The 25168-nt window shown below is 69.7% G+C and carries 30 protein-coding genes and 1 pseudogene; 14 read left to right on the top strand and 17 right to left on the bottom strand.

Annotation, left to right across the window (positions count from 1 at the left end; genetic code table 11):
- A pseudogene (locus tag F9929_RS24345) lies at positions 1–201 on the top strand (MFS transporter); the annotation flags it as partial.
- A complete protein-coding gene (locus F9929_RS22880; RefSeq protein ID WP_152048876.1) occupies positions 198–521 on the top strand; it encodes a YnfA family protein in 324 nt (107 codons plus the stop codon). The pseudogene F9929_RS24345 and the gene F9929_RS22880, both read left to right, overlap by 4 nt.
- Positions 522–579: 58 nt before the next feature.
- On the opposite strand, the gene F9929_RS22875 is transcribed toward F9929_RS22880, so the two are convergent.
- The 3 genes from F9929_RS22875 to F9929_RS22865 are packed head-to-tail and all read right to left on the bottom strand — an operon-like array spanning position 580 to position 5647.
- Complete coding sequence (locus tag F9929_RS22875) at positions 580–3753, bottom strand: efflux RND transporter permease subunit (protein WP_152048875.1); 3174 nt, start codon at positions 3751–3753, stop codon at positions 580–582.
- Positions 3750–5243, bottom strand: a complete 1494-nt coding sequence (locus F9929_RS22870) for an efflux RND transporter periplasmic adaptor subunit (protein WP_152048874.1) — start codon at positions 5241–5243, stop codon at positions 3750–3752. The genes F9929_RS22875 and F9929_RS22870 overlap by 4 nt, the downstream gene beginning before the upstream one ends.
- Positions 5243–5647: a FixH family protein gene (locus F9929_RS22865; RefSeq protein WP_152048878.1), complete on the bottom strand. Its 405-nt coding sequence runs from the start codon at positions 5645–5647 to the stop codon at positions 5243–5245. The genes F9929_RS22870 and F9929_RS22865 overlap by 1 nt, the downstream gene beginning before the upstream one ends.
- Before the next feature lie 251 nt (positions 5648–5898).
- On the opposite strand from F9929_RS22865, the gene F9929_RS22860 reads away from it, so the two are divergent.
- Entirely contained in the window at positions 5899–6189 is a 291-nt protein-coding gene (locus F9929_RS22860; protein ID WP_152048873.1) for a hypothetical protein, read from the top strand.
- On the opposite strand, the gene F9929_RS22855 is transcribed toward F9929_RS22860, so the two are convergent.
- The 9 genes from F9929_RS22855 to F9929_RS24845 form a co-directional block, all read right to left on the bottom strand.
- Positions 6184–6777 (bottom strand): cytochrome b, encoded by a 594-nt coding sequence (locus tag F9929_RS22855; RefSeq protein ID WP_193227884.1) that lies wholly within the window; start codon positions 6775–6777, stop codon positions 6184–6186. The two genes, F9929_RS22860 and F9929_RS22855, sit on opposite strands and share 6 nt — an antisense overlap.
- A 62-nt stretch (positions 6778–6839) precedes the next feature.
- Positions 6840–8108, bottom strand: coding sequence for an adenylate/guanylate cyclase domain-containing protein (locus F9929_RS22850; RefSeq protein ID WP_193227883.1), 1269 nt, complete (start codon positions 8106–8108; stop codon positions 6840–6842).
- 87 nt (positions 8109–8195) lie between these two features.
- Positions 8196–8480, bottom strand: coding sequence for a copper-binding protein (locus tag F9929_RS22845; RefSeq protein WP_152048870.1), 285 nt, complete (start codon positions 8478–8480; stop codon positions 8196–8198).
- Positions 8481–8515: 35 nt separating this feature from the next.
- Positions 8516–9007, bottom strand: coding sequence for a cupredoxin domain-containing protein (locus F9929_RS22840; protein WP_152048869.1), 492 nt, complete (start codon positions 9005–9007; stop codon positions 8516–8518).
- Positions 9008–9048: 41 nt separating this feature from the next.
- A complete protein-coding gene (locus F9929_RS22835) occupies positions 9049–10437 on the bottom strand; it encodes a multicopper oxidase family protein (protein ID WP_152048868.1) in 1389 nt (462 codons plus the stop codon).
- 14 nt (positions 10438–10451) lie between these two features.
- Positions 10452–11909 carry a TolC family protein gene (locus F9929_RS22830; RefSeq protein ID WP_152048867.1) on the bottom strand — a complete coding sequence of 486 codons (1458 nt, stop codon included), beginning with the start codon at positions 11907–11909 and terminating at the stop codon, positions 10452–10454.
- On the bottom strand, positions 11906–12157 hold the full coding sequence (locus tag F9929_RS22825; protein ID WP_152048866.1) for a hypothetical protein: 252 nt from the start codon (positions 12155–12157) through the stop codon (positions 11906–11908). The genes F9929_RS22830 and F9929_RS22825 overlap by 4 nt, the downstream gene beginning before the upstream one ends.
- Positions 12158–12342: 185 nt before the next feature.
- Positions 12343–12753 carry a hypothetical protein gene (locus F9929_RS22820; protein ID WP_152048865.1) on the bottom strand — a complete coding sequence of 137 codons (411 nt, stop codon included), beginning with the start codon at positions 12751–12753 and terminating at the stop codon, positions 12343–12345.
- 114 nt (positions 12754–12867) lie between these two features.
- Positions 12868–13032 carry a hypothetical protein gene (locus F9929_RS24845; protein ID WP_328596017.1) on the bottom strand — a complete coding sequence of 55 codons (165 nt, stop codon included), beginning with the start codon at positions 13030–13032 and terminating at the stop codon, positions 12868–12870.
- 123 nt (positions 13033–13155) lie between these two features.
- On the opposite strand from F9929_RS24845, the gene F9929_RS24840 reads away from it, so the two are divergent.
- Entirely contained in the window at positions 13156–13293 is a 138-nt protein-coding gene (locus tag F9929_RS24840; RefSeq protein ID WP_328596016.1) for a hypothetical protein, read from the top strand.
- Positions 13294–13371: 78 nt separating this feature from the next.
- On the opposite strand, the gene F9929_RS22815 is transcribed toward F9929_RS24840, so the two are convergent.
- The 3 genes from F9929_RS22815 to F9929_RS22805 are packed head-to-tail and all read right to left on the bottom strand — an operon-like array spanning position 13372 to position 16615.
- Positions 13372–13572, bottom strand: coding sequence for a heavy-metal-associated domain-containing protein (locus F9929_RS22815; RefSeq protein WP_152048864.1), 201 nt, complete (start codon positions 13570–13572; stop codon positions 13372–13374).
- Between the two features lie 55 nt (positions 13573–13627).
- Positions 13628–14092, bottom strand: coding sequence for a Cu(I)-responsive transcriptional regulator (cueR, locus tag F9929_RS22810; protein WP_152048863.1), 465 nt, complete (start codon positions 14090–14092; stop codon positions 13628–13630).
- Between the two features lie 3 nt (positions 14093–14095).
- Positions 14096–16615, bottom strand: a complete 2520-nt coding sequence (locus F9929_RS22805; RefSeq protein WP_235919523.1) for a heavy metal translocating P-type ATPase — start codon at positions 16613–16615, stop codon at positions 14096–14098.
- Positions 16616–16836: 221 nt separating this feature from the next.
- Here F9929_RS22805 and F9929_RS22800 point away from each other — a divergent pair, with 221 nt between their 5' ends.
- The 3 genes from F9929_RS22800 to copM all read left to right on the top strand — a co-directional run bounded on the left by F9929_RS22800 (position 16837) and on the right by copM (position 18799).
- A complete protein-coding gene (locus tag F9929_RS22800) occupies positions 16837–17292 on the top strand; it encodes a DUF411 domain-containing protein (protein ID WP_152048862.1) in 456 nt (151 codons plus the stop codon).
- A 633-nt stretch (positions 17293–17925) separates the two neighbouring features.
- Entirely contained in the window at positions 17926–18258 is a 333-nt protein-coding gene (locus F9929_RS22790) for a four-helix bundle copper-binding protein (protein WP_152048860.1), read from the top strand.
- A gap of 88 nt (positions 18259–18346) precedes the next feature.
- Complete coding sequence (gene copM, locus F9929_RS22785; RefSeq protein WP_152048859.1) at positions 18347–18799, top strand: CopM family metallochaperone; 453 nt, start codon at positions 18347–18349, stop codon at positions 18797–18799.
- A gap of 75 nt (positions 18800–18874) precedes the next feature.
- Here the strand turns inward: copM and dmeF are convergent, their stop codons facing one another.
- Both dmeF and F9929_RS22775 read right to left on the bottom strand, forming a co-directional pair.
- Complete coding sequence (dmeF, locus tag F9929_RS22780) at positions 18875–19816, bottom strand: CDF family Co(II)/Ni(II) efflux transporter DmeF (protein WP_152048858.1); 942 nt, start codon at positions 19814–19816, stop codon at positions 18875–18877.
- Positions 19817–19830: 14 nt separating this feature from the next.
- Positions 19831–20109 carry a metal/formaldehyde-sensitive transcriptional repressor gene (locus F9929_RS22775; RefSeq protein WP_152048857.1) on the bottom strand — a complete coding sequence of 93 codons (279 nt, stop codon included), beginning with the start codon at positions 20107–20109 and terminating at the stop codon, positions 19831–19833.
- Positions 20110–20261: 152 nt separating this feature from the next.
- On the opposite strand from F9929_RS22775, the gene F9929_RS22770 reads away from it, so the two are divergent.
- From F9929_RS22770 to F9929_RS22740, 7 genes are all read left to right on the top strand, one after another.
- Positions 20262–20612, top strand: a complete 351-nt coding sequence (locus tag F9929_RS22770; RefSeq protein WP_152048856.1) for an ArsR/SmtB family transcription factor — start codon at positions 20262–20264, stop codon at positions 20610–20612.
- Positions 20609–21136 (top strand): arsenate reductase ArsC, encoded by a 528-nt coding sequence (locus F9929_RS22765; protein ID WP_152048855.1) that lies wholly within the window; start codon positions 20609–20611, stop codon positions 21134–21136. Before F9929_RS22770 ends, F9929_RS22765 begins: the two co-directional genes overlap by 4 nt.
- 10 nt (positions 21137–21146) lie before the next feature.
- A complete protein-coding gene (arsC, locus tag F9929_RS22760) occupies positions 21147–21554 on the top strand; it encodes an arsenate reductase (glutaredoxin) (protein WP_152048854.1) in 408 nt (135 codons plus the stop codon).
- The gene (locus tag F9929_RS22755; RefSeq protein WP_152048853.1) at positions 21551–21994 is read left to right on the top strand and encodes a GNAT family N-acetyltransferase; all 444 of its coding nucleotides are present in this window, start codon (positions 21551–21553) and stop codon (positions 21992–21994) included. Before arsC ends, F9929_RS22755 begins: the two co-directional genes overlap by 4 nt.
- Complete coding sequence (gene arsH, locus F9929_RS22750) at positions 21991–22716, top strand: arsenical resistance protein ArsH (RefSeq protein WP_152048852.1); 726 nt, start codon at positions 21991–21993, stop codon at positions 22714–22716. Before F9929_RS22755 ends, arsH begins: the two co-directional genes overlap by 4 nt.
- A 21-nt stretch (positions 22717–22737) precedes the next feature.
- Positions 22738–24042, top strand: coding sequence for an arsenic transporter (locus tag F9929_RS22745; RefSeq protein WP_152048851.1), 1305 nt, complete (start codon positions 22738–22740; stop codon positions 24040–24042).
- The coding region (locus F9929_RS22740) for an MFS transporter (protein WP_407922271.1) at positions 24021–25168 on the top strand (1148 nt) is incomplete at its 3' end. The genes F9929_RS22745 and F9929_RS22740, both read left to right, overlap by 22 nt.

Here is a 25168-nt window from a genome sequence, read left to right as displayed (position 1 = left end):
GGGCGGCTCGCGCGTCCGGCCCAGGTCGCCCAGGCCTTGGCGCCGACCGCAGGCGCAGCGATCATCGCGTACGCCGGGGTCGCAGCGACGCTGTACGTCCTGACCGCACTCGCCGCAGCTTCGGTCTGCCTGGTCTCCCTCCTCCGCCGGGGGCATCCGTCGCGTTCCGCCGAGCCCGACATCAGGAACGGATCCACATGACGCCCGTCGTCTACGCTGTCGCCGCCCTGGCCGAAATCGCCGGATGCTTCGCCTTCTGGGCTTGGCTTCGTCTCGATCGCTCGCCGCTCTGGCTGATGCCGGGCATCCTTTCACTCGCGGCTTTCGCCTGGCTCCTCACGCTCGTCGAAACGGAGGCGGCCGGGCGGGCCTACGCGGCCTACGGCGGCGTCTACATCGTCTCGTCGATCCTGTGGCTCTGGCTCTCGGAGGGTGCCCGCCCCGACCGCTGGGACGTGGTCGGCGCGATGGTCTGCCTGCTCGGTGCCGGAATCGTTCTCCTCGCGCCTCGGGCGCCCTGAGCAGATCCGTCCCGGACTCCCGGGCGGAGCGGCGTCTTCCGCAATCCGGAACCGACCGTCACGCGGCTTCCACTTCCCACCCGGTCTCGTCCTTGTGAAGTCCCGGACCCACCGATGCGCTTCCGGCCAGGTCCCACCCCTTCACGAGACCGAACACCGCAGGAATCACCACGAGCGTCAGCACGGTCGACGAGACCATGCCTCCGATCATCGGCACGGCGATGCGCTGCATGATCTCGGACCCGGCGCCGTGGCTCCAAAGGATCGGCAGGAGCCCCGCCATGATGGCGACCACCGTCATCATCTTCGGCCTCACGCGCTCCACCGCGCCGACCATGATCGCCTCGCGCAGCGCCTCGCGGTCGAACGGCCGCTCCGAGGCCAGCCGGGCCGCCCTGACCTCGGCCACCGCGTGCTGGAGGTAGACCAGCATGATCACCCCCGTTTCCGCGGCGACCCCCGAGAGGGCGATGAACCCCACGGCGACGGCGACCGACATGTTGAACCCGAGCCACCACATCAGCCAGACGCCGCCGACGACGGCGAAGGGCAGCGACAGCATGACGATCAGCGTCTCCGTCAGGGTCCGGAAGTTCAGGTACAGGAGGAGGAAGATGATCGCGAGGGTGAGCGGCACCACGACCGCGAGGCGCGCCTCGGCCCGTTCGAGGTACTCGAACTGGCCGCTCCAGGCGACGCGGTAGCCCGGCGGCAGCTTCACCTGGTCCCTCACCGCCGCCTGCGCGTCGCGCACGTAGCCGCCGAGGTCGCGTCCGGCGATGTCGACGAAGACGTAGACGGCGAGCTGGCCGTTCTCCGTCCGGATCGACGTCGCGCCACGCGTCGTCTCCACCTTCGCCACGTCGCCGATCGGGACGCTTCCGCCGCCTGCCAGGGGAACCTGGACGCTTCTCGCGACGGAGACCGGATCGGACCTTGCCTCGCGGGGGTACCGGACGACCACCGCGTACCGCTCGCGACCCTCCACCGTCGTGGTCACCGTCTCGGCGCCGAGCGCCGTCGAGATGGTGTTCTGGACGTCGGCGACCGACAGCCCGTAGCGGCCGAGCGCGGTCCTGTCCGGCACGATGTCGAGGAAGTATCCTCCGATCACCCGCTCGGCATAGGCGCTGGACGTGCCCGGCACCGTCTTCAGGACCGTCTCGATCCGGCGGGAGACCGCCTCCATCTCCTCCAGGTCGGTGCCGAAGACCTTCACGCCGACGGGGGTGCGGATGCCCGTGGAGAGCATGTCGATGCGGGCGCGGATCGGCATCGTCCAGGCGTTCGAGACCCCGGGGAACTGCAGCGCGGCGTCCATCTCCCGCTTCAGGCCCTCGAGCGTCGTGCCCGGGCGCCACTCCTCCCGGGGCTTCAGGTTGATCAGCGTCTCGAACATCTCGGTCGGCGCCGGGTCGGTGGCCGTCAGCGCCCTTCCCGCCTTGCCGTAGACCGACGCGACCTCCGGAAACGACCGGATGATGCGGTCCTGCGTCTGGAGGAGTTCGGCCGCCTTCGTGACGGATAGCCCCGGCAGGGTGGTCGGCATGTACATCAGCGTTCCCTCGTCGAGGTCCGGCATGAACTCGGAGCCGAGCTGGCGTGCCGGCCAGACCGACACGGCGAGGATCGCGACCGCGAGGAGGATCGTCGGGACCTTGGCCCGCAGCACCGTCGCGATGACCGGACGGTAGAGGGCGATCAGCACCCGGTTCACCGGGTTCCGGTGCTCGGGAACGATCCCGCCGCGCACGAACAGCACCATCAGCGCCGGGACGAGGGTGATCGACAGGAGCGCCGCCGCCGCCATCGCGAAGGTCTTGGTGAAGGCGAGCGGGCCGAAGAGCCGCCCTTCCTGCGACTCCAGCGTGAAGATCGGCAGGAAGGACACCGTGATGACGAGGAGGCTGAAGAACAGCGCCGGGCCTACCTCGCTCGCGGCCTCGACGAGGATCTCCAGCCTGGGCTTCCCGGGCGGCGCCCGCTCCAGGTGCTTGTGGGCGTTCTCGATCATGACGATGGCCGCGTCGATCATCGCGCCGACCGCGATGGCGATGCCGCCAAGGCTCATGATGTTGGAGCCGAGGTCCGTCAGCTTCATGGCGGCGAAGGCCATGAGGATGCCGACCGGGAGCATCAGGATGGCGACGAGCGCGCTCCTCAGGTGCAGGAGGAACACGACGCAGACCAGCGCCACGATGAGGCTCTCCTCCAGGAGCGTCCCCTTCAACGTCTCGATGGCCCGCCCGATGAGCTGCGAGCGGTCGTAGACGGGAACGATCGAGGTGCCCTCGGGGAGGCTCGGGAGCACCTCGGCGATCCTCGCCTTCACTTCGTCGATGACGTCGAGGGCGTTCGCGCCGTAGCGCTGGAGCACGATGCCGCTCGCGACCTCTCCCTCGCCGTCGAGTTCGGCGATGCCGCGGCGCTCGTCGGCCGTCGTCTCCACCCGGGCGACGTCGCGAAGGCGCAGCGGGACGCCTGCCTCGCTCATGAGGACGACGTCGCCGATGTCCTCGACGCCGCGCAGGTAGCCGCGGCCGCGGACCATGTACTCGGTCTCGGTCAGCTCGATCGTGCGGCCGCCGACGTCCATGTTGCTCGCGGCGACCGCCTTGCGGACCATGTCGAGGGTGACGCCCTGCGTCCGCATGCGGTTCGGGTCGACCACAACGGCGTACTGCTTGACGAAGCCGCCGACGCTCGCGACCTCGGCGATCCCGTCGGCGTCGGACACGGCGAAGCGCACCACCCAGTCCTGGAGCGAGCGCAGTTCGGCGAGCGTCCTTTCCTTCGCGACGACGGCGTACTGGTAGACCCAGCCGACGCCCGTGGCGTCCGGTCCGAGGGTCGGGCTGACGCCCGCGGGAAGGCGGCGGGCCGCGCCGTTCAGGAACTCGAGGACGCGGCTCCTGGCGAAGTAGGGATCGGTGCCGTCCTCGAAGATGACGTAGACGAAGGACACGCCGAAGAACGAGAAGCCGCGCACGACCTTCGACTTCGGCACGGTCAGCATGGCGGTCGTGAGCGGGAACGTCACCTGGTCCTCGACGACCTGGGGCGCCTGTCCCGGATACTCGGTGTACACGATGACCTGGACGTCCGAGAGGTCCGGGATCGCGTCGAGGGGCAGCGTCCGCAGGGCGTGGAGGCCCGCGAGGATCGCGAAGACCGTCCCGACGAGGACGAGGACGACGTTGCGCGCCGACCACCCGATGATGCCGGGGATCATGGCTTGGCCTCCGCTTCGTCCGCACGCGGTGCCAAGGCCGTCAGCGCGGCCTTGAGGTTGCTTTCGGCGTCGATCAGGAAGTTGGCGCCGACGACGACGCGGTCGCCTTCGGCGACGCCGGAGGCGATCTCGGCGTAGGCGTCCCCGCGGGCGCCGATCTCCACCGCACGCGGCTCGAAGCGGCCCTCGCCCCGGTCGAGGATCACGACGCGGCGGCTGCCGGTGTCGAGGACGGCCTCGTTCGGGACCGCGACGACGGGTGCGGGCGAGCCTCCGTCGACGACGACGTCGGCGTACATTCCCGGCAGCAGCAGTCCCTCGCGGTTGTCGACCGCGATCCTCACCCTGACGGTGCGCGTGGCGGCGGCGACTTGCGGGTAGACGAGGTCGACGACGCCCCCGAGGGTCCGGCCGGGCCGGCTCGTCGGACGGATCGCGGCGGCCGAGCCGACGCGCACGTCGGCGACCTGGCTCTCGGGCACGTCGGCGACGACCCAGACTGTCGCGATGTCCGCCAGGCGGAACAGGACGTCGCCGGCCTTCGCCATCATCCCACGCACTGCCGACCGCTCGAGGACGACGCCGTCCTGGGGAGCGGACCAGACCATCGAGAGCGGCACCTTGCCGGTCCGCTCGATCTCCCGGATCGCCTCCTCGGGCGCGTCGAGGTTCTCGAGCCGCAGCCTCGCCCCTCCTCCGGTCTTCGAAGCCCCGCCCTTCACCTCGATGACGAGCTGCGCCCCGGCCGCCGCCATCTCGGGCGAATAGAGCCTGACCAGCGGCGTTCCCTTCGTCACCGCGGAGCCGGTCGTCGCGTCGGCGACCTCCTCGACGAAGGCGTCCGCCCGCGTCGTCACCACCGCGATCCGGCGCTCGTCCAGCTCGACGACGCCCGGGACGCGGAGCGGCCGGGAGACGGACCGCCGTTCCACGGCCTCGGTCCGCACGCCCGTCCTCTGGACCCGCCCCGGCGAGATCCTGACGATCCCCGCCTCCTCCTCGGGACCGTCGTAGACCGGAATGTAGTCCATCCCCATCGAGTCCTTCTTCGGAACCGGGGAGGTGTCCGGCAGTCCCATCGGGTTGCGGTAGTAGAGGACCTTCCTCGCGCCGGTCTCCGGGGCCGCCGGGTCCGTCGGCGCCCCGGCTGCCGGGGAGGAGGCAGGATCCGCCGCCGCCGCGTCGCTTCCGACGGGGACCGGCACGTAGTCGCGACCGTCGGCCGTCCGCTTCGGTCCCGCCGAGTAGAAGGGCTTGCCGTCCGGGTCGCGGTAGTAGGCGGTCGGAGCGGCGTTGACGGGCGTGGAGCGCCGGGAGACCGCAGGGGATGCGGGCGCCTCGGCGGCGGGTGCGGCGGCGCTTCCGGCGACGAGGGACGGCAGCGTGGCGACGAGACGCGCGAGGTCCGGACGGCCGAGGCCGAGCCAATAGCCTCCGCCCCCCGCCGCGGCGAACGCGACGAGGGAAAGGCCCAGGAAGAGCGGTCGCATCAGTCGGCGGCCTTGAGGACCAGTTCGTCGCGGAGGGTTCCCTCCTCGCCCTGCACCTTGGCGCCGAGCGAGACCCGCCATCCGCCGGCCATGACGAAGTTCCCCTTCAGCTCGTAGACGCCCGGTTCGCCGGACGGGACGACCTCGACGGGCGCCGTCATCGTCTCCATGCCGTCCGGCGCCATGTCGAGGCGGGTCTCGAAGATGACCGCGTCCGGAACGGTCCGACCCGTCCGCGTGTCGACGAGCCTGACGCGGAAGGGGACGGCCTTGCCCGTCGGGACCGTATCTCCCACGAGCTGGAACTCGTAGTCGGACATCGCGGCTGCCGCGCCGGACGCGAGGCCGGTGCACAGGCATGCGGCGAGCGACGCGGCGGCGACGCGTTTGGTGAAGTGGTTCATGTGGTCGTCCTGATCGATCGGCCGGGCATCGTGCCCTTCGGCCGCACGGCGCATGCCGTGGCTGTCCCTTCACCCCGTTTCCGGGGCGCTCGATGCGGCGCGGAGGAGCGCCGGGAAGCGATCAGGTCTTCGGAGGTCGGGGGGGCGGTGGTCGCGCCAACGACGCGAGCGTCCGGTCGGGCCACGGTCGGAATACGGCTTGCGACCAGTTCCCGAAAGCCGTGTCGGCGGTGGCGGAGATGCCAGCGGGAATGCACTGCGCCACGCACGTGATCATCGTCGGGCACGCCGACTTCCCGCAGTCCTTCGAATCCGGCTTCGCCGTCTCCGGGCAGCACGGCATCGCTTCGGCTGTCGCTTCGCCGTCCGCGCCGGCCATGCCTCCCATGTCGGCCATGGACCTCGCCGGCATGTCCGCGTCCACGGCGGCCGGCCGCGGCGCCGACGCCATGGCTTCGCCCGCCGGCACGAGCGCCAGCGCGGCGACGACCAGTGTCGCGAGGAAACCTCCGAGGCGGTACGTTCTCTTCACGTGGTCATGATGCCATGCCGCCGGGTGCGCGTGAAGGCCATCGCACGGATTCGACCTTCCCTCGCGGAGCGCCTCGAACGGCGCGGCGCCGGGGGAGCATCCCGCCGACGACGCCGTCCCTCCGGACGAGGTGGAACACGGCGCCCAGGACGTGCAGCGCCAGGAGCACGAGAATGACCTTCCAGATCCATACGTGGAAGAAGGCGGCTCCTCCCCAGAGGTAACGGGCCGTGAAGCCGCTCGCCGCCTGGGCGAGAAGGGCGAGGTAGAGGCCGGAATGCACCACCGCGGCCGCACGCTCCCGGAAGTGCACGTGGATCGCGTTCCGACCGCGATGCATACGCAAGGCGAGCCGGGCCACCATGAGGACGCCGATGGCGATCCCCGACCACGTGTGGACCGCATGCTCGAGGAGGTCGATCGGTCGCGGGCGCATCAGGGACGAGTGGGTGCGCATGATCGCGTCGTAGGTCAGCCACTGGACGACGACGAGGCCGACGACGGTCCAGTGGAGAAGCACCTGGACCCGCGACCAGCGCGGACGCTCCGATGCGTCGCCGGCTCCCGCGGCGTCTACGGCCGGCATCCGCCCCGACATGTCCATCCGCTTCCCCTCTCCCCGAGCGCCGGCGCCGGTCGACCGGGCAAGCATACGTGCATTCAATGAAGAAATTCCGCAGGCAGGAAGGCGACGTCGACAGGCTCCACCCGCCCCGGCACCTGCACCCCGCGGCGGAGCCGCCATGTCGCTCCGAGGGAAGACGGCGGCAGCCGCTCGACGACGGCGCCGGATACCACCAGTCGCGCCGACAACGCCTTGCACATCGATTGCAGGCGCGCCGCAAGGTTCACGGTATCGCCCAAGACCGTATGCTCGCCATGCGCACCACCGGCGACGACGCCCCCGACGACCGCTCCGAAGTGGAGGCCGATGCCGAACGACATCGGCTCGGCGCCGGACCTCGCCCGCGCCTCGCTCCAGGTGTCCAGGACGTGCACGAGATGGCACGCGCATTCGAACGCCCTCGCCGCGTCGGAGGGATGGGAGCCGTCGGAGCCGAACACCGCCATGACCCCGTCGCCCATGAACTTGTCGACCGTGCCGTCCCAGTGGCCGACGGCGTCGACGACGCGCTTGCGGTATTCCGCGAGCAGGCTCCCGAGATTCTCGGGCGGCATGGTCTCGGCGAGGCCCGTGAAACCGCGGATATCGACGAAGAGGACGGCCGCCTCGCGGCGGGCGAGGCCGATCCGCAATCCGTCGGTCGCGATGCGCTCCGCCGTGCTCGGCGCGAAGAAGCGGGCGAGGTTCACCCTCTCGGAGGCGCTCGCGACGGCGGTCACGACGACCCGCCGGATGTCGACCGCCAGCATGACCTGGAACACGGCGACGGCGAGGAAGGCGACGGCCCGGACGGCCGCCTCCCGAAGGTCCCCCGCCGGGGGCAGTCCCCCATCCGGCCCGGACAGCATCGCGGCGGCCGCGGCGGCTGCGGTACCGATCGAGACGATCGCCGCGAAGGCCGCCACCATGCCGGCGCGCATCCTGAGGCCCGCATGCGCGAGGAGGACGAAGGCGATCGCGAGACTGGGCGTCGAGACGGCCTCGCCGATGCCGACTCCCGGGACGAACATGTGCTCGGCGGCGAGGTAGATGACGAGAGCGGCGTCCACGACGACGTAGACCCAGTTCATCCAAGGCCTGTAAGCCTCGAAGACCGCAAGTCCGACCGCGGTCACCGTGGTGGCGGCGTATGCGAGAAGAAGGACGAGGTGGACGCGGTGGCTGCCGCCGTCCGGCTCGAGCGCCACGGCAAGCGCGAATACCGCAAGGGTCACGAAGCGCCAGAGGGCCGTCCTCAGTTCGCTCCTCGTCTCGACGTCGGAAAGGATCCTTGCCGGATCCCCGCTCGCCGCGTCGATGGACACCATGGGCTTCTCATCCTGCCGGTTGGGGCCGACCCTCCGACGGGCCTGCCGGAGGACGGCGGGCCTGAAGGCCCGCCGTCGAAGCCGTCACTTGATCTCGACGACCGTCATCTTGCCCTTCACCTTCTCGGCGACGAACTCGATCTTCTTTCCCACCGAGGCCTTCTTGAACGTTGCCTCGTCCGGCACGACGAATACCATCGTCATCGCCGGCATCTCAAGGTTCCTCAACTCCTCGTGCTTGATCGTGACCTTCTTCGCCTTCTCGTCGACCTTGGTCACCTCTCCTTTGGTGTACTCCGCGGCCGCGGCCGGCAGCGCCGCCGCGCACGCGACGAGGGTGGCGAGGGCGAGCTTCGTGAACGTCTTCATCTTCCGTCTCCTGTCTTTCGGTCGTTTTGGATGCGTCACTTCATGACCACGAGGGGGCCGTGCATCCCGGCCTCGTAGTGGCCGGGGATCAGGCAGGCGAACTCGAAGTTGCCCGCCTTGGAGAAGGTCCAGACGATCTCGCCCTTGGCGCCCGGCTCGAGCCGGATGGCGTTCGGGTCGTCGTGCTCCATCTCGGGAAACTTCTGCATCACCTCCTTGTGCTCCGCGAGGGTCTTCGACTCGTCCATGACGAACTCGTGGGCGTTCTGCCCGGCGTTCGTGAACTGGAGGCGCAGCGTCTCGCCCTGGCGGACCTGGAGCTTGGCCGGCTGGAACAGCATCTTGCCGTCCTCGGTCTCCTTCATGGTGATCTTGACGATGCGAGCGTTCGCGCCCTTGCCGCCCGGCTTGCCGACGGCGAGTTCGTCGTGTCCGCCCGCGTGGCTGCCGGACGCGAGCGCCGGCCCCGCGGCGATCACGGCGACAGCGGTCGCGGCCGCCGCGACGGCGATGTGCAACTTCTTCATGCTCTTCTTCCCGTTCGGTTGAGGGTTGGTATCCGCGGCCGTCACTCGTGGCCGGAATGGTCTGCCTGCGCCGCCGGGGCGGACTTGCCCGCCGGGCGCAGGGAACTGCCGTCGGCGCTGCCGGCGGGTGCGGACGGCGCTTCCGGAAGCGCTCCCGTCCATTCGTAGGCGACGGTACCGGGAGGATGCCGGTACTCGCCGGGGTCCTCGTAGGAGCCCTTCTCGATGCCCTCGCGCACCTTCACGACGGTGAACATGCCGCCCATCTCGAGCGAACCGAACTGCCCCCATCCCGTCATCATCGGGATGGTGTTGTCGGGCAGCGGCATCGACATCTCCGCCATGTCGGCCATGCCCTTCGTGCCCATCGGCATGTAGTCGGGCTGGACCTGGCGGATCTTCTTGGCGACCTTGGTCTTGTCCATCCCGATGAACGTCGGGATCTCGTGCCCCATGGCGTTCATCGTGTGGTGCGACTTGTGGCAGTGGAGCGCCCAGTCGCCCTCGTAGACCGCGTCGAACTCGTAGGCCCGCATCGCGCCGACAGGGATGTCGATCGTCACCTCCGGCCAACGCGCTTCCGGCCTCACCCAGCCCCCGTCCGTGCAGGTCACCTCGAAGTCGTAGCCGTGCATGTGGATCGGGTGGTTCGTCATGGTCAGGTTGCCGACCCGCACCCGGACGCGGTCGTCCTTGCGCACCACCAGCGGGGCGACGTCCGGGAAGACCCGGCTGTTGATGGCCCACAGGTTGAAGTCGGTCATCTCCATGACCCGCGGGATGTAGGTGCCGGGGTCGATGTCGTAGGCCGAGAGCAGGAACACGAAATCCCGGTCGACCGGCATGAAGTTCGGATCCTTCGGGTGGATCACGAAGAAGCCCATCATGCCCATGGCCATCTGGACCATCTCGTCGCCGTGCGGATGGTACATGAAGGTGCCGCTCTTCTTCGCCTCGAACTCGTAGACGAAGGTCTTCCCGGAAGGGATCGGGGGCTGGGTGAGACCCGTGACGCCGTCCATCCCGCACGGCAGGATCATGCCGTGCCAGTGGACGGTCGTGTGCTCCGGCAGCTTGTTGGACACGAAGATGCGGACCCGGTCGCCCTCGACGCACTCGATCGTCGGACCGGGAGACTGGCCGTTGTAGCCCCAGAGGTAGGCGGTCATACCCTCGCCCATCTCACGCTCGACGGGCTCGGCGACGAGGTGGAACTCCTTCACGCCGTTGTTCATCCGGAACGGCAGCGACCAGCCGTTGAGGGTCACGACGGGATTGTAGTGCGGCCCCTGCGAGGGGACCGGCGGCACCTGCGTCGCCGCGCTGTCCATGGTGGGCGCCTCCGGGAGCCCCATGGCGGACGTGCGCGACCACGCCGCGGCACCCACGAGCGCCGCGCCGGCGCCGATCAACTGTCGTCTCGAAACCATTATGGATCTCCTGATCAATCGTCGTCGCCGGCTTCGGCCGTTTCGACCTCCGCCTGCTCGGCCTCGTCGCCTTCCCCGCCGCCGTAGACGGCGCTGGTGAGGCCCTCGTCGGCGAGCCAGAAGTTCTTCCTCGCCTCGAGGGCGGCGATGTTCGCCTCGATGCGTTCGCGGGTGTCGGTGATGAGTTCGAAGGTGGAGGTGATCATCCCGTTGTAGGTGAGCACCGCCTCCTTCTCGAGCGTGGTGCGCAGGGGCAGCACGCTGTTCTGGTAATGCCGGGCGATGTCGAAGCCCGAGCGGTAGGCCTGGTAGGCGGAGCGCGCTTCGGATCGGACGTTGACGCCCCGTTCCGCCAGGAGGTTGGCGGCCCGCAGGTACTCGAACTCGGCCTTGCGCAGGCGCGCCTGCCCGCTGTCGAAGATCGGGATGGTGATCCCCGCCTCGATGGCCGGAGCGAAGGTGGTCTTGCGCTCCTTGCCGCCGTCCTCCTTCTCCTCGACCTCCTCCTCCGCCTCGACGCCCGCACCCAGTTCGAGGTCCGAGACGAAGCGCGTCGCCTTCGTCAGGCCGTAGGACCTCGCGAGCGCCTCCAGCCGCAACTTCGCCAACTGGACGTCGACGCGGTTGCGCAGCGCCTCCGCCTCGATTCCCTCCCGCTTCGCGACGGTCCTCGGCAGGCGCGGAAGCGCGTTCGGCACCTCGAAGTCGATGTCCTTGCCGTAGAGGCCCATCAGGCGGACCAGGCGCTCCTTGGCGAGCCTCGCCTCCAGGCGGGCGGAGGCGGTGCGACCAGCCAGCTCGGCATAGAAGACCTGCTCGCGAGCCTGGTCGGCCTTGGTCATCGCGCCCGTCCCGCCGAGCCCCGCGGCGAGTTCGGCCGCCGCGTCGGCCGCGACCTTGGCGCGGTTGAGAAGCGACACGTTCTCCCAGGCCGCGACCGCCTCGACCCAGGCCCTCCGGGTCTGCGAGGCGACCTCGAGGGTCCGCAGGACGGCCTCGAGCTGGGCCGCCTCGACCTGCCTCGTCGCGACGTCGAGGCGCCGTTCCCGGGTGATCAGCGCCATGATGTTCGAGACGACGAGCCCCTCGACGGTCCGCGTGAAGTCGACGGTCCCGTAGCTCATCCCGAGCCTGACGTTCATGGGCGGCAGGCTCTCCTGCCAGAGGTCTGCGACCGCGACGCCGATGTCGGCATACGAGGCCTGGAGGCCCTTGTTGTTCAGCAGCGCGACCTGGACGGCGGCATCGGCTCCGACCGTCCTGCCTGCGAGGAGCGCCCTCACCTTCGCGTCGACGGCGGCCGCCTGCCGGCGGTCCTGGACCCAGGCCGTATCCCTGCCCGTGATCGAGCGGGACCTCAGCGACACCGTCTGGAAGCCGTCCTGCGGCAGGAACTCGTCGTCGTCGGAGAGGCACCCCGCGAGGAGGAGCGGGGCGAAAAGGACTGCGGCCTTCAGAACGGGCAGGCTCATCGCCCGCCCTCCGGAGCGGCGGGGCCGACCGGCGCCATCTCGACGCCCGTCTTGCGCCAGTCGTTCGGCTGCACCGGCATGCGGTGGATGTACGACCCGACCACCGAGCCGTAGCGGACCGGGGCGATGGCGACCGTTGCGTCGGCTTGGGGCGTGGCCGCGCCGAGGTCGGAGAGGCCGACGGGACCTGTGGCGGTGCAGCCTGCCGTGAGCAGCGCTGCAGCGCATGGGAATGCGAAGCGGAACATGGGTGTGACCTGTCGTCGGCATGACGGTCCGGCCGGGGCCTCGCCCCGGGATGCGGATCATGCGCGAGCCGAAACATGCGTCCGCCGAGCCCGGAAGGCGCGACGACGCAGCACGACGCCTCCGGACACCGTTCGCGACGAACGGACGTGCGGAAGCCGGACGCCCGCGAGGGCGTCCCGTCAGGTCACGTTCTGGGAGGCCTCTCGGCCAGGGCGCCGGGAAGCCCGGTCAGCGACGCGTGCACGATCGAAGCTCCGCCCTGGCGCATCCAGTCGCGTCGATCGTCATCGCTCTCCGTCGGCACGAAGAGCGAGGGGCAATGGCTGGCGCACTTGGTGTCCGACGGTCCCGTGTGGTCGTCCGCCTTCGACGTGCCGTCGTCCCGGTCGCCGTGGGAGTGGCCGGCCGCGTGATGTTCCACGGCGGCGTCCTCGTCGGCTGAGGCCGCGGCGCCCTGCGCGACTTCAACGTCGTGCATGGGCGGGATCGACGGAACGTCCGCATGCGCCATCTGGGACAAGACGACGGACAGGCAGAGCAGGACCGCCGAGAGCAGCCTCCTCGTCACCGTCGCCATGTCCATCCTGTCGAGCATCGGTCTTCCGTAGACGATTTGCCGCGTCCCGTCCATCGGGAACGCGGCGGCGGCTTCAGTTCCGCACCAGCGGGGCGCTCCGGTCGCCGGCCCCTGCGTCGGGAACGGCTGCGATCATGCCGTGGCGAATCCGGCGGCGGCAAGCAGGAAGAGGTAGCGGCCGAGCTTCCCGATGCCGACGAGGAGCACGAACGCGGGCATCCGGACGCGAAGCACCCCGGCCACGACCGTGAGGGCGTCGCCGACGACCGGCAGAGCCAGGCCAGGAGCAGCGTCCACGTTCCGTAGCGGTCGAAGATCCGCGCCGCCCTCTCGACCTGGTTCCGGCCGACCGGGAACCACTTCCTGTCGGCGAACCGCGAGAGGAACCTTCCGCACGCCCAGTTCAAGACCGAGCCGAGCGTGTTGCCGACCGTCGCGACCGCGACGAGCGCGACCGGCGCGGTGCCGCCGGAGACGAGAAGGGCGACGAAGGTCACCTCCGAGGCGCCGGGAAGGACCGTCGCCGACAGGAGGGCCGACCAGAACATGCCGGCGTAGGACCAGACCTCCGCGCTCACCGGGGAGACGCAGCCGGCTCGGCCGTTCCGCGCCGCTCCATGCCGGCCGCCGTCCCGCTCAGGCCGCCAGTTCGCTCGGGTAGCCGGCACCCTCGACGGCCGCTCGCACGGAGTCGACGGCGGCCGACGTGTCCACGCTCACCAAGCCCGCTCCGAGGTCGACCCGCACGTCGGCAGCCGGATCGACCTTCTTGATGGCCTTCGTGACGGACGACACGCAGTGTCCGCAGCTCATGTCCTGCACCTTCAATTTCAGCATGACGGTCTCCTTTCACATGAAGATGGGGTCTCCCATCGTTGGAAGGTCAAGGGCCTCAGCGGATCCCGCCGACCTTGGTGATGGCGTTCGGCGACGACCGGCGCGAGCGGGCCTTCGGTTCGGCCGCCACCGCCCCGTCGGCCAGGCTGCCGATGATCGGGCAGTCCGGCCGGCCGTCCCCGTGGCAGTTGCGGGCGAGATGGCGGAGCGTCCCCGCCATCTCCTCCAACTCGCGCATGCGTGCCTCGAGCATCTCGACGTGCTCCATGGCGATGCGCTTCACGTCTGCGCTGGCGCGCCCCCGATCCCGCCACAGCGCCAGCAACTGGCCGATCTTCTCCATGGAGAAGTTCAGGTCGCGGGCCCGGCGAATGAAGCGGAGGGTCGACACGTCGGATGCCGAATAGACCCGGTACCCCGACTCCGCCCTGTCCGCCGGCTGGATCAGACCGATGCCTTCGTAGTGGCGGATCATCTTGGCGCTCACGCCGGAGACCTGGGCGGCTTCACCGATGTTCATGGGTCACCTCCCGGATAGCGGACGGCCGGACGTCGCGGCTGCGGGGGAGAACCCCCGCAGCCTCAGGGCGTTGCCGAGCACGAAGACGCTCGAGAGCGCCATGGCTCCCGCGGCGAGTGCCGGCGACAGGAGCGTGCCGCCGAACGGGTAGAGCGCGCCGGCCGCCACGGGCACGAGGACGACGTTGTAGGCGAAGGCCCAGAACAGGTTCTGTCGGATGTTCCGGATCGTCGCCCTCGAGACCGCGATGGCGGTGACGACGGCGTTGAGGTCGCCTGACATCAGCACCACGTCCGCGCTCTCGATCGCGACGTCGGTGCCCGTCCCGACGGCGAGGCCGACGTGGGCCGCGGCCAGGGCCGGGGCGTCGTTGATGCCGTCGCCGACAAAGGCGACCTTGCCCGAAGCCCTCAGGCTCTCGACCGCCGCGACCTTGCCCTCCGGCAGGACCTCGGCGAACACGTCGTCGATGCCGAGGCGGGCGGCGACGGCGCGGGCGGTCGCCGAGTTGTCGCCCGTCACCATGGCGACGCGCAGGCCGAGGCCATGCAGCGCGCCGACTGCGGCGGCGCTGGTCTCCTTCACGGGATCCGACACGACCACCAGGGCGGCGAGGCGCCCGTCGACGGCGGCGTAGAGGGGCGACTTCCCTTCCGCGGCCAGCCGCTCCGCCACCGCGGTGAAGGCCGATAAGTCGAGGCCGAGACGCACCATCAGGCGGTCGGCGCCGACGGCGACGGAGCGGCCGCCGACGACGGCCTCCACGCCGAATCCGGGAACCGCCTCGAAGCGGTCGACGGGTAGGACGGCAAGGCCTTCGCTCTTCGCCGCGGCGACGATGGCGGCGGCGATCGGGTGCTCCGACCGCTCCTCGACCGAGGCGACGAGGGAGAGCACCTCGGCCCGGTCGAAGCAGTCCGCGAGGACGAGGTCGGTCAGCGCGGGCCGCCCCTCCGTGAGGGTCCCCGTCTTGTCCAGGGCCACTACCTCGATATCCCGGAGGGCCTGCAAGGCCTCGCCGCGCCGAAACAGGACGCCAAGCTCCGCGGCGCGTCCCGTTCCCACCATCACCGAGGTCGGGGTCGCGAGACCCATGGCGCAGGGGCAGGCGATGATGAGGACGGCGACGGCGTTGACGAGGGCGAAGCCCAGCGCCGGGTCGGGCCCGAATGCGATCCAAACCAGGAAGGTCGCCGCGGCGGCGGCCATCACCGCGGGCACGAACCAGCGCGTCACCCGGTCGACGAGCGCCTGGATCGGCAGCTTCCCGCCCTGCGCTTCCTCGACGATGCGGATGATCTGGGCGAGCACCGTGTCGGAGCCGACGCGGTCGGCGCGGTAGGCGAAGCTGCCGGTCCTGTTGACCGTGCCCCCGACGACGGTGTCGCCCTCCTCCTTGGCGGCCGGCACGGGCTCGCCGGTGATCATGGACTCGTCGACGAAGGACGAGCCGGAGAGCACCGTGCCGTCGACGGGGATCCGCTCCCCGGGGCGCACCTCGACGGTGTCGCCGACGACGACCTCCTCGAGCGGGATCTCGGCGAAGCCGCCCTCCCTGGCGACGCGTGCCGTCTTGGCGCGCAGGCCGACGAGGCGCTTGATCGCCTCGCCCGTGCGGCCCTTGGCCCGCGCCTCGAGCAGGCGGCCGAGGAGGATCAGCGTGACGATCACGGCCGCGGCCTCGAAGTAGACGTTCACCGTCCCCGTGGGCAGCGCTCCGGGCAGGAAGGTGGCGACGACCGAGTAGCCCCAGGCCGCGAGCGTCCCGACCGCCACCAGCGAGTTCATGTCCGGCGCGAGGCGCGCCAGGGCGGGCAGGCCCTTGCGCAGGAACCGCAGGCCGGGGCCGAACAGGACGAGCGAGGCGAGGACGAACTGGAGGACGCGGCTCTCCCACATCCCGATCCGGTCCATGACGAGGTCGTGGAAGGCGGGAACGAGATGCGAGCCCATCTCCAGGACGAAGAGCGGCGCGGTCAGGACGGCGGCGACGAGGAAGTCGCGACGGAGCCGGACGTACTCCGCCTCCTTGGCGGCTTGGCGCGGATCCTCGGCGTCGGCGGCGACGGGAGGCGCGAGGGGCCGCGGTTCGTATCCGGCGTCGCGGACCGCCGCCTCGACCGAACGCATGTCGACGGTGCGGAGGACGCGGACCGTGGCGCGCTCGGTGGCGAGGTTCACGGCCACCGAGGAGACGCCGGGGACGGCGGCGATGGCCCGCTCCACCCGCCCGACGCAGGAGGCGCACGTCATGCCCTCGACGCCGATCTCGCGCGTTTCCTGCCGTACCTCGTAGCCCGCTTCCTCGACCGCACGCAGGACCGCCGCTTCGTCGGCAGGACCCGCGAACGCCACGTCGGCACGCTCCGCGGCGAGGTTGACTGACGCGGACGAGACGCCGGGCACCGCCGCGATGGCGCGCTCGACGCGGCCGACGCAGGAAGCGCAGCTCATGCCCTCGATGTCGAGGCGGAGGACTTCGGCGGCGCCCTCGACCTTCTTCGACGGGAGGATCTGGTTCATCGGCTTCATCCCGGAAAATGGAACTTGCCGGAAGATGGGGCTTCCCACCATGGGAAGGTCAAGGGGGATCGACTCCGTCGAAAGCGGACCCGATCCGGGTCGCGTATGATGCTGCGTCGAACGAACAAGTGAACGCCGTCCGTCCCGCCCGCCGGCCGACGGGGTTGCGGACTGGACCTCATCGCGGGCAGGTTCCGGCGACGATCCGACGGAGTTCCGACATGCTGCCGACGAAGCCGCTTCTTGCCGCCCTCGCCTTCCTCGCTCTAGCCGTCCCTGCCGCGGCCGACCATGCGCCGAAGCACATGCACGTGTTCAAGTCGCCCGAGTGCGGGTGCTGCGGCGCGTGGGTGGAGATCGCCCGCAAGCACGGGTTCGAGGTGACCGTCGAAGACCGCGAGGACATGGCCGGGCTGAAGCGCCTGCTCGGCGTCTCCGAGACCGTGGAGTCCTACCACACCGCGAAGGTAGGCGGCTACGTCGTCGAGGGCCACGTGCCCATGGAGGCGGTCGACCGGCTCCTGACCGGGAGGCCGCAGGTCGCGGGCATCGCGGCGCCGGGCATGCCCGCCGGGTCGCCGGGCATGGGCGACGACCCGGACGCGCGGTTCGACGTGCTCTCGTTCGGGAAGGCCTCGCAGGCAACTGCGGTCTTCTACCGCGCCGGCCCGAGATGAGCGGCGCCGGACGGCCGGCGGGTGCCCTCGATCGGCGCGGGCCGGATCGCCTTTCCTGATTGTCCAGGGAGCTGGTAGACGGAACCTCCGGGCGGCATTCCGGATTCTCGCAGCATCGACAACCGGAACGTCCGATGCTCGGGACTTGCCTGCGTAGACTCGTCGTCATCCTGTCGCTGGTCGCGGTCGCCGCGTTCGCCGGCCACGGGTCGGCGATGGCCGGCGGGATGATGTCCCGGGACGCACCGGGCCACGGACACCCGGTTTCCGCGTCCCCCGCCGAAGCCGGGTCGCACGCCTCCCATGCCGGAAACGCCCACGACAATGCGTCCGGCGCCATGTCGTGCTGCGGGAAGTCGTGCGCCAGCATCCTTCCGTTCCCCGAACCGCCTCGGTTGGAACGCGGGGCCCGCATTTCGGACCCGCCTCCCCTTCTCCGCGACGACCGCGAGGGCGTCCGCCCGTCCGGCCCGAAGCGTCCGCCGAAACTCGCCTGAACGAGGATCCGCCGGAACGACCGGGGAGCGTCCGTCGACGCTTTCTCCGAAGCCGTCCGGCCGACCGCGGAACGAACGACGGAACCAGCGGCCAATGCCGCCGCATCGACACATCCATGAACGAGGAGAAGGCGACATGCACCACATGTCCCCCGAGATGCAGGCCTGCATCGACGACTGCCTGCGTTGTTACCAGACCTGCCTTTCCATGGCGATGAACCACTGCCTGGAGATGGGCGGGAAGCACGTCGAGAAAGGCCACTTCACCCTGATGTCCGCCTGCGCCGAGACGTGCCGCAGCTCGGCGCACCTCATGCTGATCGGCTCCGAGCATCACAGGCTGACCTGCCGTACCTGCGCGGAGATCTGCGAGGCCTGCGCCGCCGACTGCGAGCGCGTCGGCGACATGCAGGACTGCGTCGACGCCTGCCGTCGATGCGCCGAGAGCTGCCGCCGCATGGCGGCCTGAACCTCAATCAGACGACCGCCGCGGCGATCCCGCGGCGCCCCGGTCTCAATCAGCGGTCCCGAGCGACCCCACCGACAGGAAAACATACATGCGCAAGATCACGATCCTTTCCGCCGTCCTCGTCCTCGCCGGCATCTCCCACGCCTCGGCGCAGGACCAACAGGGAATGGCGATGTCCTCCGAGCAGGTGACGCTGCCCAAGGCCTGCGAGGCCGCCGCCGGGTCCATGGACATGTCGTCCATGATGGGCGGGATGCGGGACATGATGTCCGGCAGCGAGATGAACGACGTCCAGAAGGGCAACATGGACGCGATGATGAAGATGCACGGCCCGATGATGAAGGCGGCCATGATCAAGGACGCGGACCTCGCCTTCAACTGCGGGATGATCGCCCATCACCAGGGCGCGATCGCCATGGCAGAGGTCGAGCTGAAGGCGGGCAAGGACAAGGAGTCCAAGAAGATGGCGCAGATGATCATCGACGCGCAGAAGAAGGAGATCAAGGAAATGACCGCCTGGGTGGAGAAGCACGCCAAGTAGCCTTCGACGGCATCCCGGCCTCGGGAGCGATCGGCTCCCGAGGTCCACTTCGCAGTTGCCCGGCCTGGCCGGACGTCACGCCGCCCGCCGCGGCACGTCGACTTCCAACGTCAGATGCGACAGGTCGTGGATGTGGGCGAGCTTCGCCCGGTAGGCGTCGAGCGGCAGCGGGCGCTCCGTCGCGATCGAGACGATGGCCGCATGGTGGCCGGGACCGACCTGCCAGACGTGGAGGTCGGTGATCCGGTCCCCGTCGACCTCGATGGCCTCGCGGATCTCGTCGGGAAGGTCCTCGCCTTCCGGCACGTAGTCCAGGAGCACCCCGCCGGCATCCTTCACGAGTCCCCACGACCACCTCGCGATGACGAACGCGCCGACGATGCCCATCGCCGGATCCGGCCAGCGCCAGCCGTAGAGGCTGCCGAGGACGAGCGCCGCGATCGCGAGGACCGACGTGAGCGCGTCGGCGAGGACGTGGACGTAGGCGGCGCGCAGGTTGTTGTCGTGGCCGCCGTGTCCATGGTGGCCATGCTCGTGATGATGACCGTGGTGATGGTGCGCGTGGTCGTCCCGCAGGAGCCAGGCCGACATGAGGTTCACGACCAGTCCGACGACCGCGACGCCGATCGCCTGGCCGAAGGCGATCGGAACCGGGTTCGCCAGCCGCAACAGGCTCTCGTAGCCGATGAGGAGCGCGATCAGCGCGAGGACCACCGCGCTCGCAAAACCCGCGAGGTCGCCGAACTTTCCCGTGCCGAACGAGAAGCGGCGGTCGGCCGAGTGCTTGCGGGCATAGAAATAGGCGGCCGCGGCGATCAGCATCGCGGCGGCGTGCGTCGACATGTGGAGCCCGTCGGCCACCAGCGCCATGGATCCGAAGGCGATGCCGGCCGCGATCTCCACCACCATCATGGTGACGGTGAGCATGATGACCGCCCGGACGCGTCGTTCGTTCCGCCCGTGGTCGTCGCCGAGGAAGACGTGGCTGTGCCCGCAGTCTTGGATGGTCGTGGACATCGGATGTCCCTCCGTCACTTCATGTAGGTCCGGACGACCGCCAGGAGGTCTGCGGCGCCCTTGGCGCGTTCCGGGTCCGCTTCGTGTTCGGGATCCACCACGTGGTTTCGCACGTGCTCCTCGATCAGCTCGACCGTCAGCCCGTTCAGGGCGCCGCGGACGGACGCCACGAGCTGAAGGGTGTCCCCGCAGGGAGCATCCTCGTCGAGGCTGCGGGCAACGGCTTCGAGCTGACCCTGGAGTCGACGCACCCGAGCGACGAGCTTGCCTTTGTCTTTTGCGAGATGACCCATAGGATACCCCTCTATACTATCTCCGTGTCGGGGCCTAGCCGCGCAGCGAGATTACTGAAGTGCCGAGCGATAGCGCCGCGAGCGACGGGAGAGGCGCTCTCCCTCGTGCAGGTTAGTATTGCAATCTACAATTATATTTGCATTATAACTCCATGAACGACGACTCAGCCGTTGCCGCCCTGTCCGCCCTTGCCCACGCTGACCGCCTCGCGGCCTTCCGGATGCTCGTCCGCGCCGGCCCGAACGGCATGGCTTCAGGCGAGATCGCCGAAGCGCTGCGCATCCCGCCGACGCGGATGAGCTTCCACCTCGCGACGTTGGAGCGGTCGAAGCTCGTGCGCTCGTGGCGCGACGGCCGCCGCATCCTTTACGCGGCGAGCTACGACGACATGCGCCAGCTCCTTGCCTTCCTCACCGAGGACTGCTGCTCCGGCAATCCAGAGATCTGCGGCAACCTTGGCGACGCCTTCGCCTCCACCTGCGCCCCGGAGACCTGCCGATGAGTGCTCAGCCCTTCAACGTCCTGTTCCTCTGCACGGGCAACTCCGCCCGTTCGATCCTTGCCGAGAGCATTCTCCGCAAGGACGGTGCCGGGCGCTTCAACGCCTTCTCCGCGGGAAGCCAGCCGAAGGGCGAGGTGAACCCGATGGCGCTAGAGGTGCTACGCGAGTTCGGCTACCCGACCGATGGGATGCGGTCGAAGCCCTGGGACGAGTTCGCGACACCCGAAGCGCCTGTCATGGACTTCGTCTTCACGGTCTGCGACCAAGCCGCGGGCGAGGCCTGCCCCATCTGGCCGGGCCAGCCGATGACGGCCCACTGGGGCATCGAGGACCCGAGCTACGAAAGCCGCGGGGACATGTGGAAGCGCGCCGCCTTCACGCAGGCCTTCCGCTACATGAAGAACCGCATCTCCGCCTTCACCGCTTTGCCTGTCGAGAGCCTGGAGCGGACCCGGCTTGCCACGGAGGTGCGCGAGATCGGCCAGCTCGAGGGCGCCTCGTTTCGCACGCCCGACGTCGCCTGAGGCCTCCGCCATGTCCGTCACGATCTACCACAACCCTGCCTGCGGCACGTCGCGCAACACGCTGGAGATGATCCGCCAGTCGGGCGAGGAGCCGCAGGTGATCGAGTACCTGAAGGACCCGCCGAGTCGCGAGGTCCTGTCGGAACTCCTGGACATGATGGGCCTGAAGCCCCGGGACATCCTGCGGGAGAAGGGCACACCCTACGCCGAACTCGGCCTCGACGATCCCCGGCTGTCCGACGAGGAGCTGCTCGAAGCGATGATGGCCCACCCGATCCTGATCAACCGTCCGATCGTCGTCACTGAGAAGGGCGCCGCGCTCTGCCGCCCGTCTGAGAAGGTGCTGGCGCTCCTCGACAACCCCGTTGCCACCTTTACCAAGGAGGATGGAGGGACCGTCGGAGCATCCCGGGCATGACGCCACGGCTCGTTGCGGCCGCCGTCGCCGATCCGGTCGATCTTGTCGGACTCCTGTCCGAGGCGGGGCTGCCGACCGAGGACGTGGCGGAGCCCGGCCGGGTGTTCTTGCGCTACACGACCGAAGGCAGCGAGTTCGTCGGGATAGGCGGTTTCGAACCGCTCGGCGCCGCCGTCCTCCTGCGCTCCATCGCCGTCGTTCCCGAACACCGCGGGCACGGCTTCGGCGGCGAGATCGTGGCGGACCTGATCCACCGCGGCCGCGAGCTGGGCGCGACAGAGGCCTTCGCCTTCACGACCGGGGAGCGGACCTTCCTCGCGGCGCTCGGCTTCCGGCGCGTCGCCCGGACGGAGGCGCCCGCCGCAGTGCTCGCAACCCGCCAGGCCATGGGCCTCTGCTCGGCCTCGGCCGTCCTGTGGCGAAAGGAAAGCGACCGATGACGGACCCCGTTGCCCTCGACCTGCCAAGCGTCGACCTCGCGCAGCTCCAGCCGATCGACGTGGACGCGCTCGCCGGCCCCGGCGCCCCGACGCACCCGCCGCGCATCCTCGTCCTCTACGGCTCGATCCGCGAGCGGTCCTACTCCCGCCTCCTGTCCGAGGAGGCCGGGCGCCTGCTTCGCTGGTTCGGCTGCGAGGTCCGCACCTTCGACCCAAGCGGCCTTCCGCTCCCCGACGGGGCCGAACCCGACCACCCGAAGGTGAAGGAACTGCGCGACCTCGCCGACTGGTCCGAGGGCATGGTTTGGGTCAGTCCCGAGCGCCACGGCGCAATAACCGGGATCATGAAGGCGCAGATCGACTGGATTCCCTTGGCCCTCGGCGCCAAGCGTCCGACGCAGGGAAAGACGCTGGCCGTCATGGAGGTGTCGGGCGGCTCGCAGTCCTTCAACGCCGTGAACCAGATGCGCATCCTCGGCCGCTGGATGCGCATGGTGACGATCCCGAACCAGTCGTCGGTCCCGAAGGCGTTCCTCGAGTTCGACGAGGCGGGGCGCATGAAGCCGTCGGCCCTCTACAGCCGCGTCGTCGATGTCTGCGAGGAGCTGGTGAAGTTCACGCATCTCGTGCGCGGACGGTCGGACTACCTGACGGGCCGCTACTCCGAACGCGTCGAGAGCGCCGAGAAGCTGTCCGAGCGCGTGAACCAGCGCACCCTCTGAACCTCACGTGCCGGACCTTCCATGCTCGCCCTCGCGATCTTCGTCGCCACCCTCGTCCTCGTCATCTGGCAGCCCCTGGGCCTCGGCATCGGATGGTCGGCGCTCGCCGGCGCCGCGGTCGCCCTGGCGACCGGCGTCGTCGGCTGGGGCGACGTCGGGACGGTCTGGGAGATCGTCTGGGATGCGACGTTCACTTTCGTCGCGCTGATCGTCATCTCGCTCGTCATCGACGAGGCCGGGTTCTTCGCCTGGGCTGCGCTCCACGTCGCCCGCTGGGGCGGAGGCAACGGGCGGCGGCTGTTCCCGCTCGTCGTTCTGCTGGGCGCGGCCATCGCCGCCGTCTTCGCCAACGACGGGGCCGCGCTGCTTCTCACGCCGATCGTGCTCGCCATCCTACTGCGCCTCGACATCCCGCCCGCCGGGGCGCTCGCCTTCGTCGTCGCCTGCGGCTTCGTCGCCGACACAGCCAGCCTGCCGCTCGTGGTCTCGAACCTCGTGAACATCGTCACCGCGAACTTCTTCGACGTGTCCTTCGGACGCTACGCCGCGGTCATGGTCCCGGTGAACCTCGTCTCGCTGGCCGCCACGCTCCTCGTCCTCTGGCTCTGGTTCCGCCGCGACGTGCCCGCCGCCTACCGCGTCGACGAACTGGAGGATCCGGGCCATGCCATCCGCGACAAGGCCGTGTTCCGGGCCGCGTTCCCGCTCCTCGGGCTCCTGCTCGTCGCCTACTTCGTGACGGGGCCGCTCGGTGTGCCGATCTCCTTCGTGACGGGCGCCGCCGCCTTCGTCCTGATGGCGGTCGCCGGACGCTGGTTCTCCGGCGGGCGCGGCGCGGTCATCCCGCTGGCCAAGGTGCTGCGCGAGGCGCCATGGCAGATCGTCCTGTTCTCGATCGGCATGTACCTCGTCGTCTTCGGCCTCGGAAACGCTGGGCTGACCGACATCGCGGCAAGCGTTCTGCGGTGGCTCGCGACCCAAGGCACCCTCATTGCCACCGTCGGCACGGGCTTCGTAGTGGCGGCGCTCGCCTCCGTCATGAACAACATGCCCGCCACGCTCGTCGGCGCTCTCGCCATCGACCGGGCCGACGTGGCACCGCTGACCCGCGAACTCATGGTCTACGCCAACGTCGTCGGGAACGACCTCGGGCCGAAGTTCACGCCCATCGGCTCGCTGGCGACCCTCCTGTGGCTCCATGTCCTTGCGGGCAAGGGGCAGCGGATTACCTGGCGCCAGTACATGAAGGTCGGTCTCGTCCTGACCCCGCCCGTCCTCCTCGCGACCCTCGTCGCCCTGTGGGTCTGGCTCCCGGTCGTGTCGTGAGAGCCCGCTGGCAGGTCATCTCGGCGCTCGGCGTCTTCGAGATCCTCGCCTGGGGATCGTCGGTCTACTTGCCGGCCGTGCTCGCGCTCCCGATCGCCATGGACACGGGCTGGTCTCTGCCGTGGGTCGTCGGCGGCGTCAGCGTCGGCCTTCTCGTCTCGGCCGCGGCCTCTCCCCGGGTCGGGGCGACCATTGCCTTGCGCGGCGGGCGATCCGTGCTGGCACTGGGCGCCGTGCTGCTGGCGCTCGGCCTTGCTGTTCTCGGTCTCTCGCCCAACCTCCCCGTCTTCCTCGCGGGGTGGCTCGTCGTCGGACTCGGCATGGGCATGGGCCTCTACGACCCGGCCTTCGCCACGCTTGGGCGGCTCTACGGCGCCGACGCCAGGTCCGCCATCACGACGCTGACCCTGTGGGGCGGGTTCGCAAGCACGGTCTGCTGGCCCCTGTCGGCGTTCATGGTCGAGCACGTAGGATGGCGCGGCGCCTGTCTCGCCTACGCGGCCCTCCACATCTGCGTCTCCCTTCCACTGGCGCTCGTCGCCGTCCCCTCCGGCGTGGCCACGAACATCTCCACGGGACAGCGGTTCGAACACCGGGCGCCGTCCGGAGAGCAACGCCGCGCCTTCCTCCTCCTCGCCGGAGTCCTGGTCCTGTGCAGCACGATCTTCGGGCTGGTCTCCGTCCATCTGCTGACGCTCCTCCAGGCGCGGGGCGAGACGCTGGCGGCGGCGGTGGCCTTCGGCGCGATGGTCGGTCCGTCGCAGGTCGGTGCTCGCGTGCTCGAGATGGCCGGCCGCGGGCGGCACCATCCGCTCTGGACGATGCGTGCCGCCGTCGCTCTGACCGCCGTGGGCATCTGCTCGCTCGCCTTCGACCTCCTGCCGGTCGCCGCGGCCATGGTGTTCTACGGGGCGGGCAACGGCATCCTCTCGATCGCCCGCGGCACCGTCCCGCTGGCCCTGTTCGGGCCCGAGGCTCATGCCTCGGTCATGGGGCGGCTCGCGCGTCCGGCCCAGGTCGCCCAGGCCTTGGCGCCGACCGCAGGCGCAGCGATCATCGCGTACGCCGGGGTCGCAGCGACGCTGTACGTCCTGACCGCACTCGCCGCAGCTTCGGTCTGCCTGGT

Source organism: Aureimonas psammosilenae, assembly GCF_009176975.1.
GTDB lineage: Bacteria > Pseudomonadota > Alphaproteobacteria > Rhizobiales > Rhizobiaceae > Plantimonas > Plantimonas psammosilenae.
The sequence above is the reverse complement of the archived record's forward strand: the minus strand, read 5'-3'. Positions and strand labels throughout refer to the sequence as shown.

Bases quoted from the DNA above. Each gene is read 5' to 3' on its own strand.
- F9929_RS22880 (WP_152048876.1), top strand. From the start codon at position 198: ATGACGCCCGTCGTCTACGCTGTCGCCGCCCTGGCCGAAATCGCCGGA.
- F9929_RS22875 (WP_152048875.1), bottom strand. From the start codon at position 3,753: ATGATCCCCGGCATCATCGGGTGGTCGGCGCGCAACGTCGTCCTCGTC.
- F9929_RS22870 (WP_152048874.1), bottom strand. From the start codon at position 5,243: ATGCGACCGCTCTTCCTGGGCCTTTCCCTCGTCGCGTTCGCCGCGGCG.
- F9929_RS22865 (WP_152048878.1), bottom strand. From the start codon at position 5,647: ATGAACCACTTCACCAAACGCGTCGCCGCCGCGTCGCTCGCCGCATGC.
- F9929_RS22860 (WP_152048873.1), top strand. From the start codon at position 5,899: ATGCACTGCGCCACGCACGTGATCATCGTCGGGCACGCCGACTTCCCG.
- F9929_RS22855 (WP_193227884.1), bottom strand. From the start codon at position 6,777: ATGTCGGGGCGGATGCCGGCCGTAGACGCCGCGGGAGCCGGCGACGCA.
- F9929_RS22845 (WP_152048870.1), bottom strand. From the start codon at position 8,480: ATGAAGACGTTCACGAAGCTCGCCCTCGCCACCCTCGTCGCGTGCGCG.
- F9929_RS22840 (WP_152048869.1), bottom strand. From the start codon at position 9,007: ATGAAGAAGTTGCACATCGCCGTCGCGGCGGCCGCGACCGCTGTCGCC.
- F9929_RS22835 (WP_152048868.1), bottom strand. From the start codon at position 10,437: ATGGTTTCGAGACGACAGTTGATCGGCGCCGGCGCGGCGCTCGTGGGT.
- F9929_RS22830 (WP_152048867.1), bottom strand. From the start codon at position 11,909: ATGAGCCTGCCCGTTCTGAAGGCCGCAGTCCTTTTCGCCCCGCTCCTC.
- F9929_RS22825 (WP_152048866.1), bottom strand. From the start codon at position 12,157: ATGTTCCGCTTCGCATTCCCATGCGCTGCAGCGCTGCTCACGGCAGGC.
- F9929_RS22820 (WP_152048865.1), bottom strand. From the start codon at position 12,753: ATGCTCGACAGGATGGACATGGCGACGGTGACGAGGAGGCTGCTCTCG.
- F9929_RS22815 (WP_152048864.1), bottom strand. From the start codon at position 13,572: ATGCTGAAATTGAAGGTGCAGGACATGAGCTGCGGACACTGCGTGTCG.
- cueR (WP_152048863.1), bottom strand. From the start codon at position 14,092: ATGAACATCGGTGAAGCCGCCCAGGTCTCCGGCGTGAGCGCCAAGATG.
- F9929_RS22805 (WP_235919523.1), bottom strand. From the start codon at position 16,615: ATGAACCAGATCCTCCCGTCGAAGAAGGTCGAGGGCGCCGCCGAAGTC.
- F9929_RS22800 (WP_152048862.1), top strand. From the start codon at position 16,837: ATGCTGCCGACGAAGCCGCTTCTTGCCGCCCTCGCCTTCCTCGCTCTA.
- F9929_RS22790 (WP_152048860.1), top strand. From the start codon at position 17,926: ATGCACCACATGTCCCCCGAGATGCAGGCCTGCATCGACGACTGCCTG.
- copM (WP_152048859.1), top strand. From the start codon at position 18,347: ATGCGCAAGATCACGATCCTTTCCGCCGTCCTCGTCCTCGCCGGCATC.
- dmeF (WP_152048858.1), bottom strand. From the start codon at position 19,816: ATGTCCACGACCATCCAAGACTGCGGGCACAGCCACGTCTTCCTCGGC.
- F9929_RS22775 (WP_152048857.1), bottom strand. From the start codon at position 20,109: ATGGGTCATCTCGCAAAAGACAAAGGCAAGCTCGTCGCTCGGGTGCGT.
- F9929_RS22770 (WP_152048856.1), top strand. From the start codon at position 20,262: ATGAACGACGACTCAGCCGTTGCCGCCCTGTCCGCCCTTGCCCACGCT.
- F9929_RS22765 (WP_152048855.1), top strand. From the start codon at position 20,609: ATGAGTGCTCAGCCCTTCAACGTCCTGTTCCTCTGCACGGGCAACTCC.
- arsC (WP_152048854.1), top strand. From the start codon at position 21,147: ATGTCCGTCACGATCTACCACAACCCTGCCTGCGGCACGTCGCGCAAC.
- F9929_RS22755 (WP_152048853.1), top strand. From the start codon at position 21,551: ATGACGCCACGGCTCGTTGCGGCCGCCGTCGCCGATCCGGTCGATCTT.
- arsH (WP_152048852.1), top strand. From the start codon at position 21,991: ATGACGGACCCCGTTGCCCTCGACCTGCCAAGCGTCGACCTCGCGCAG.
- F9929_RS22745 (WP_152048851.1), top strand. From the start codon at position 22,738: ATGCTCGCCCTCGCGATCTTCGTCGCCACCCTCGTCCTCGTCATCTGG.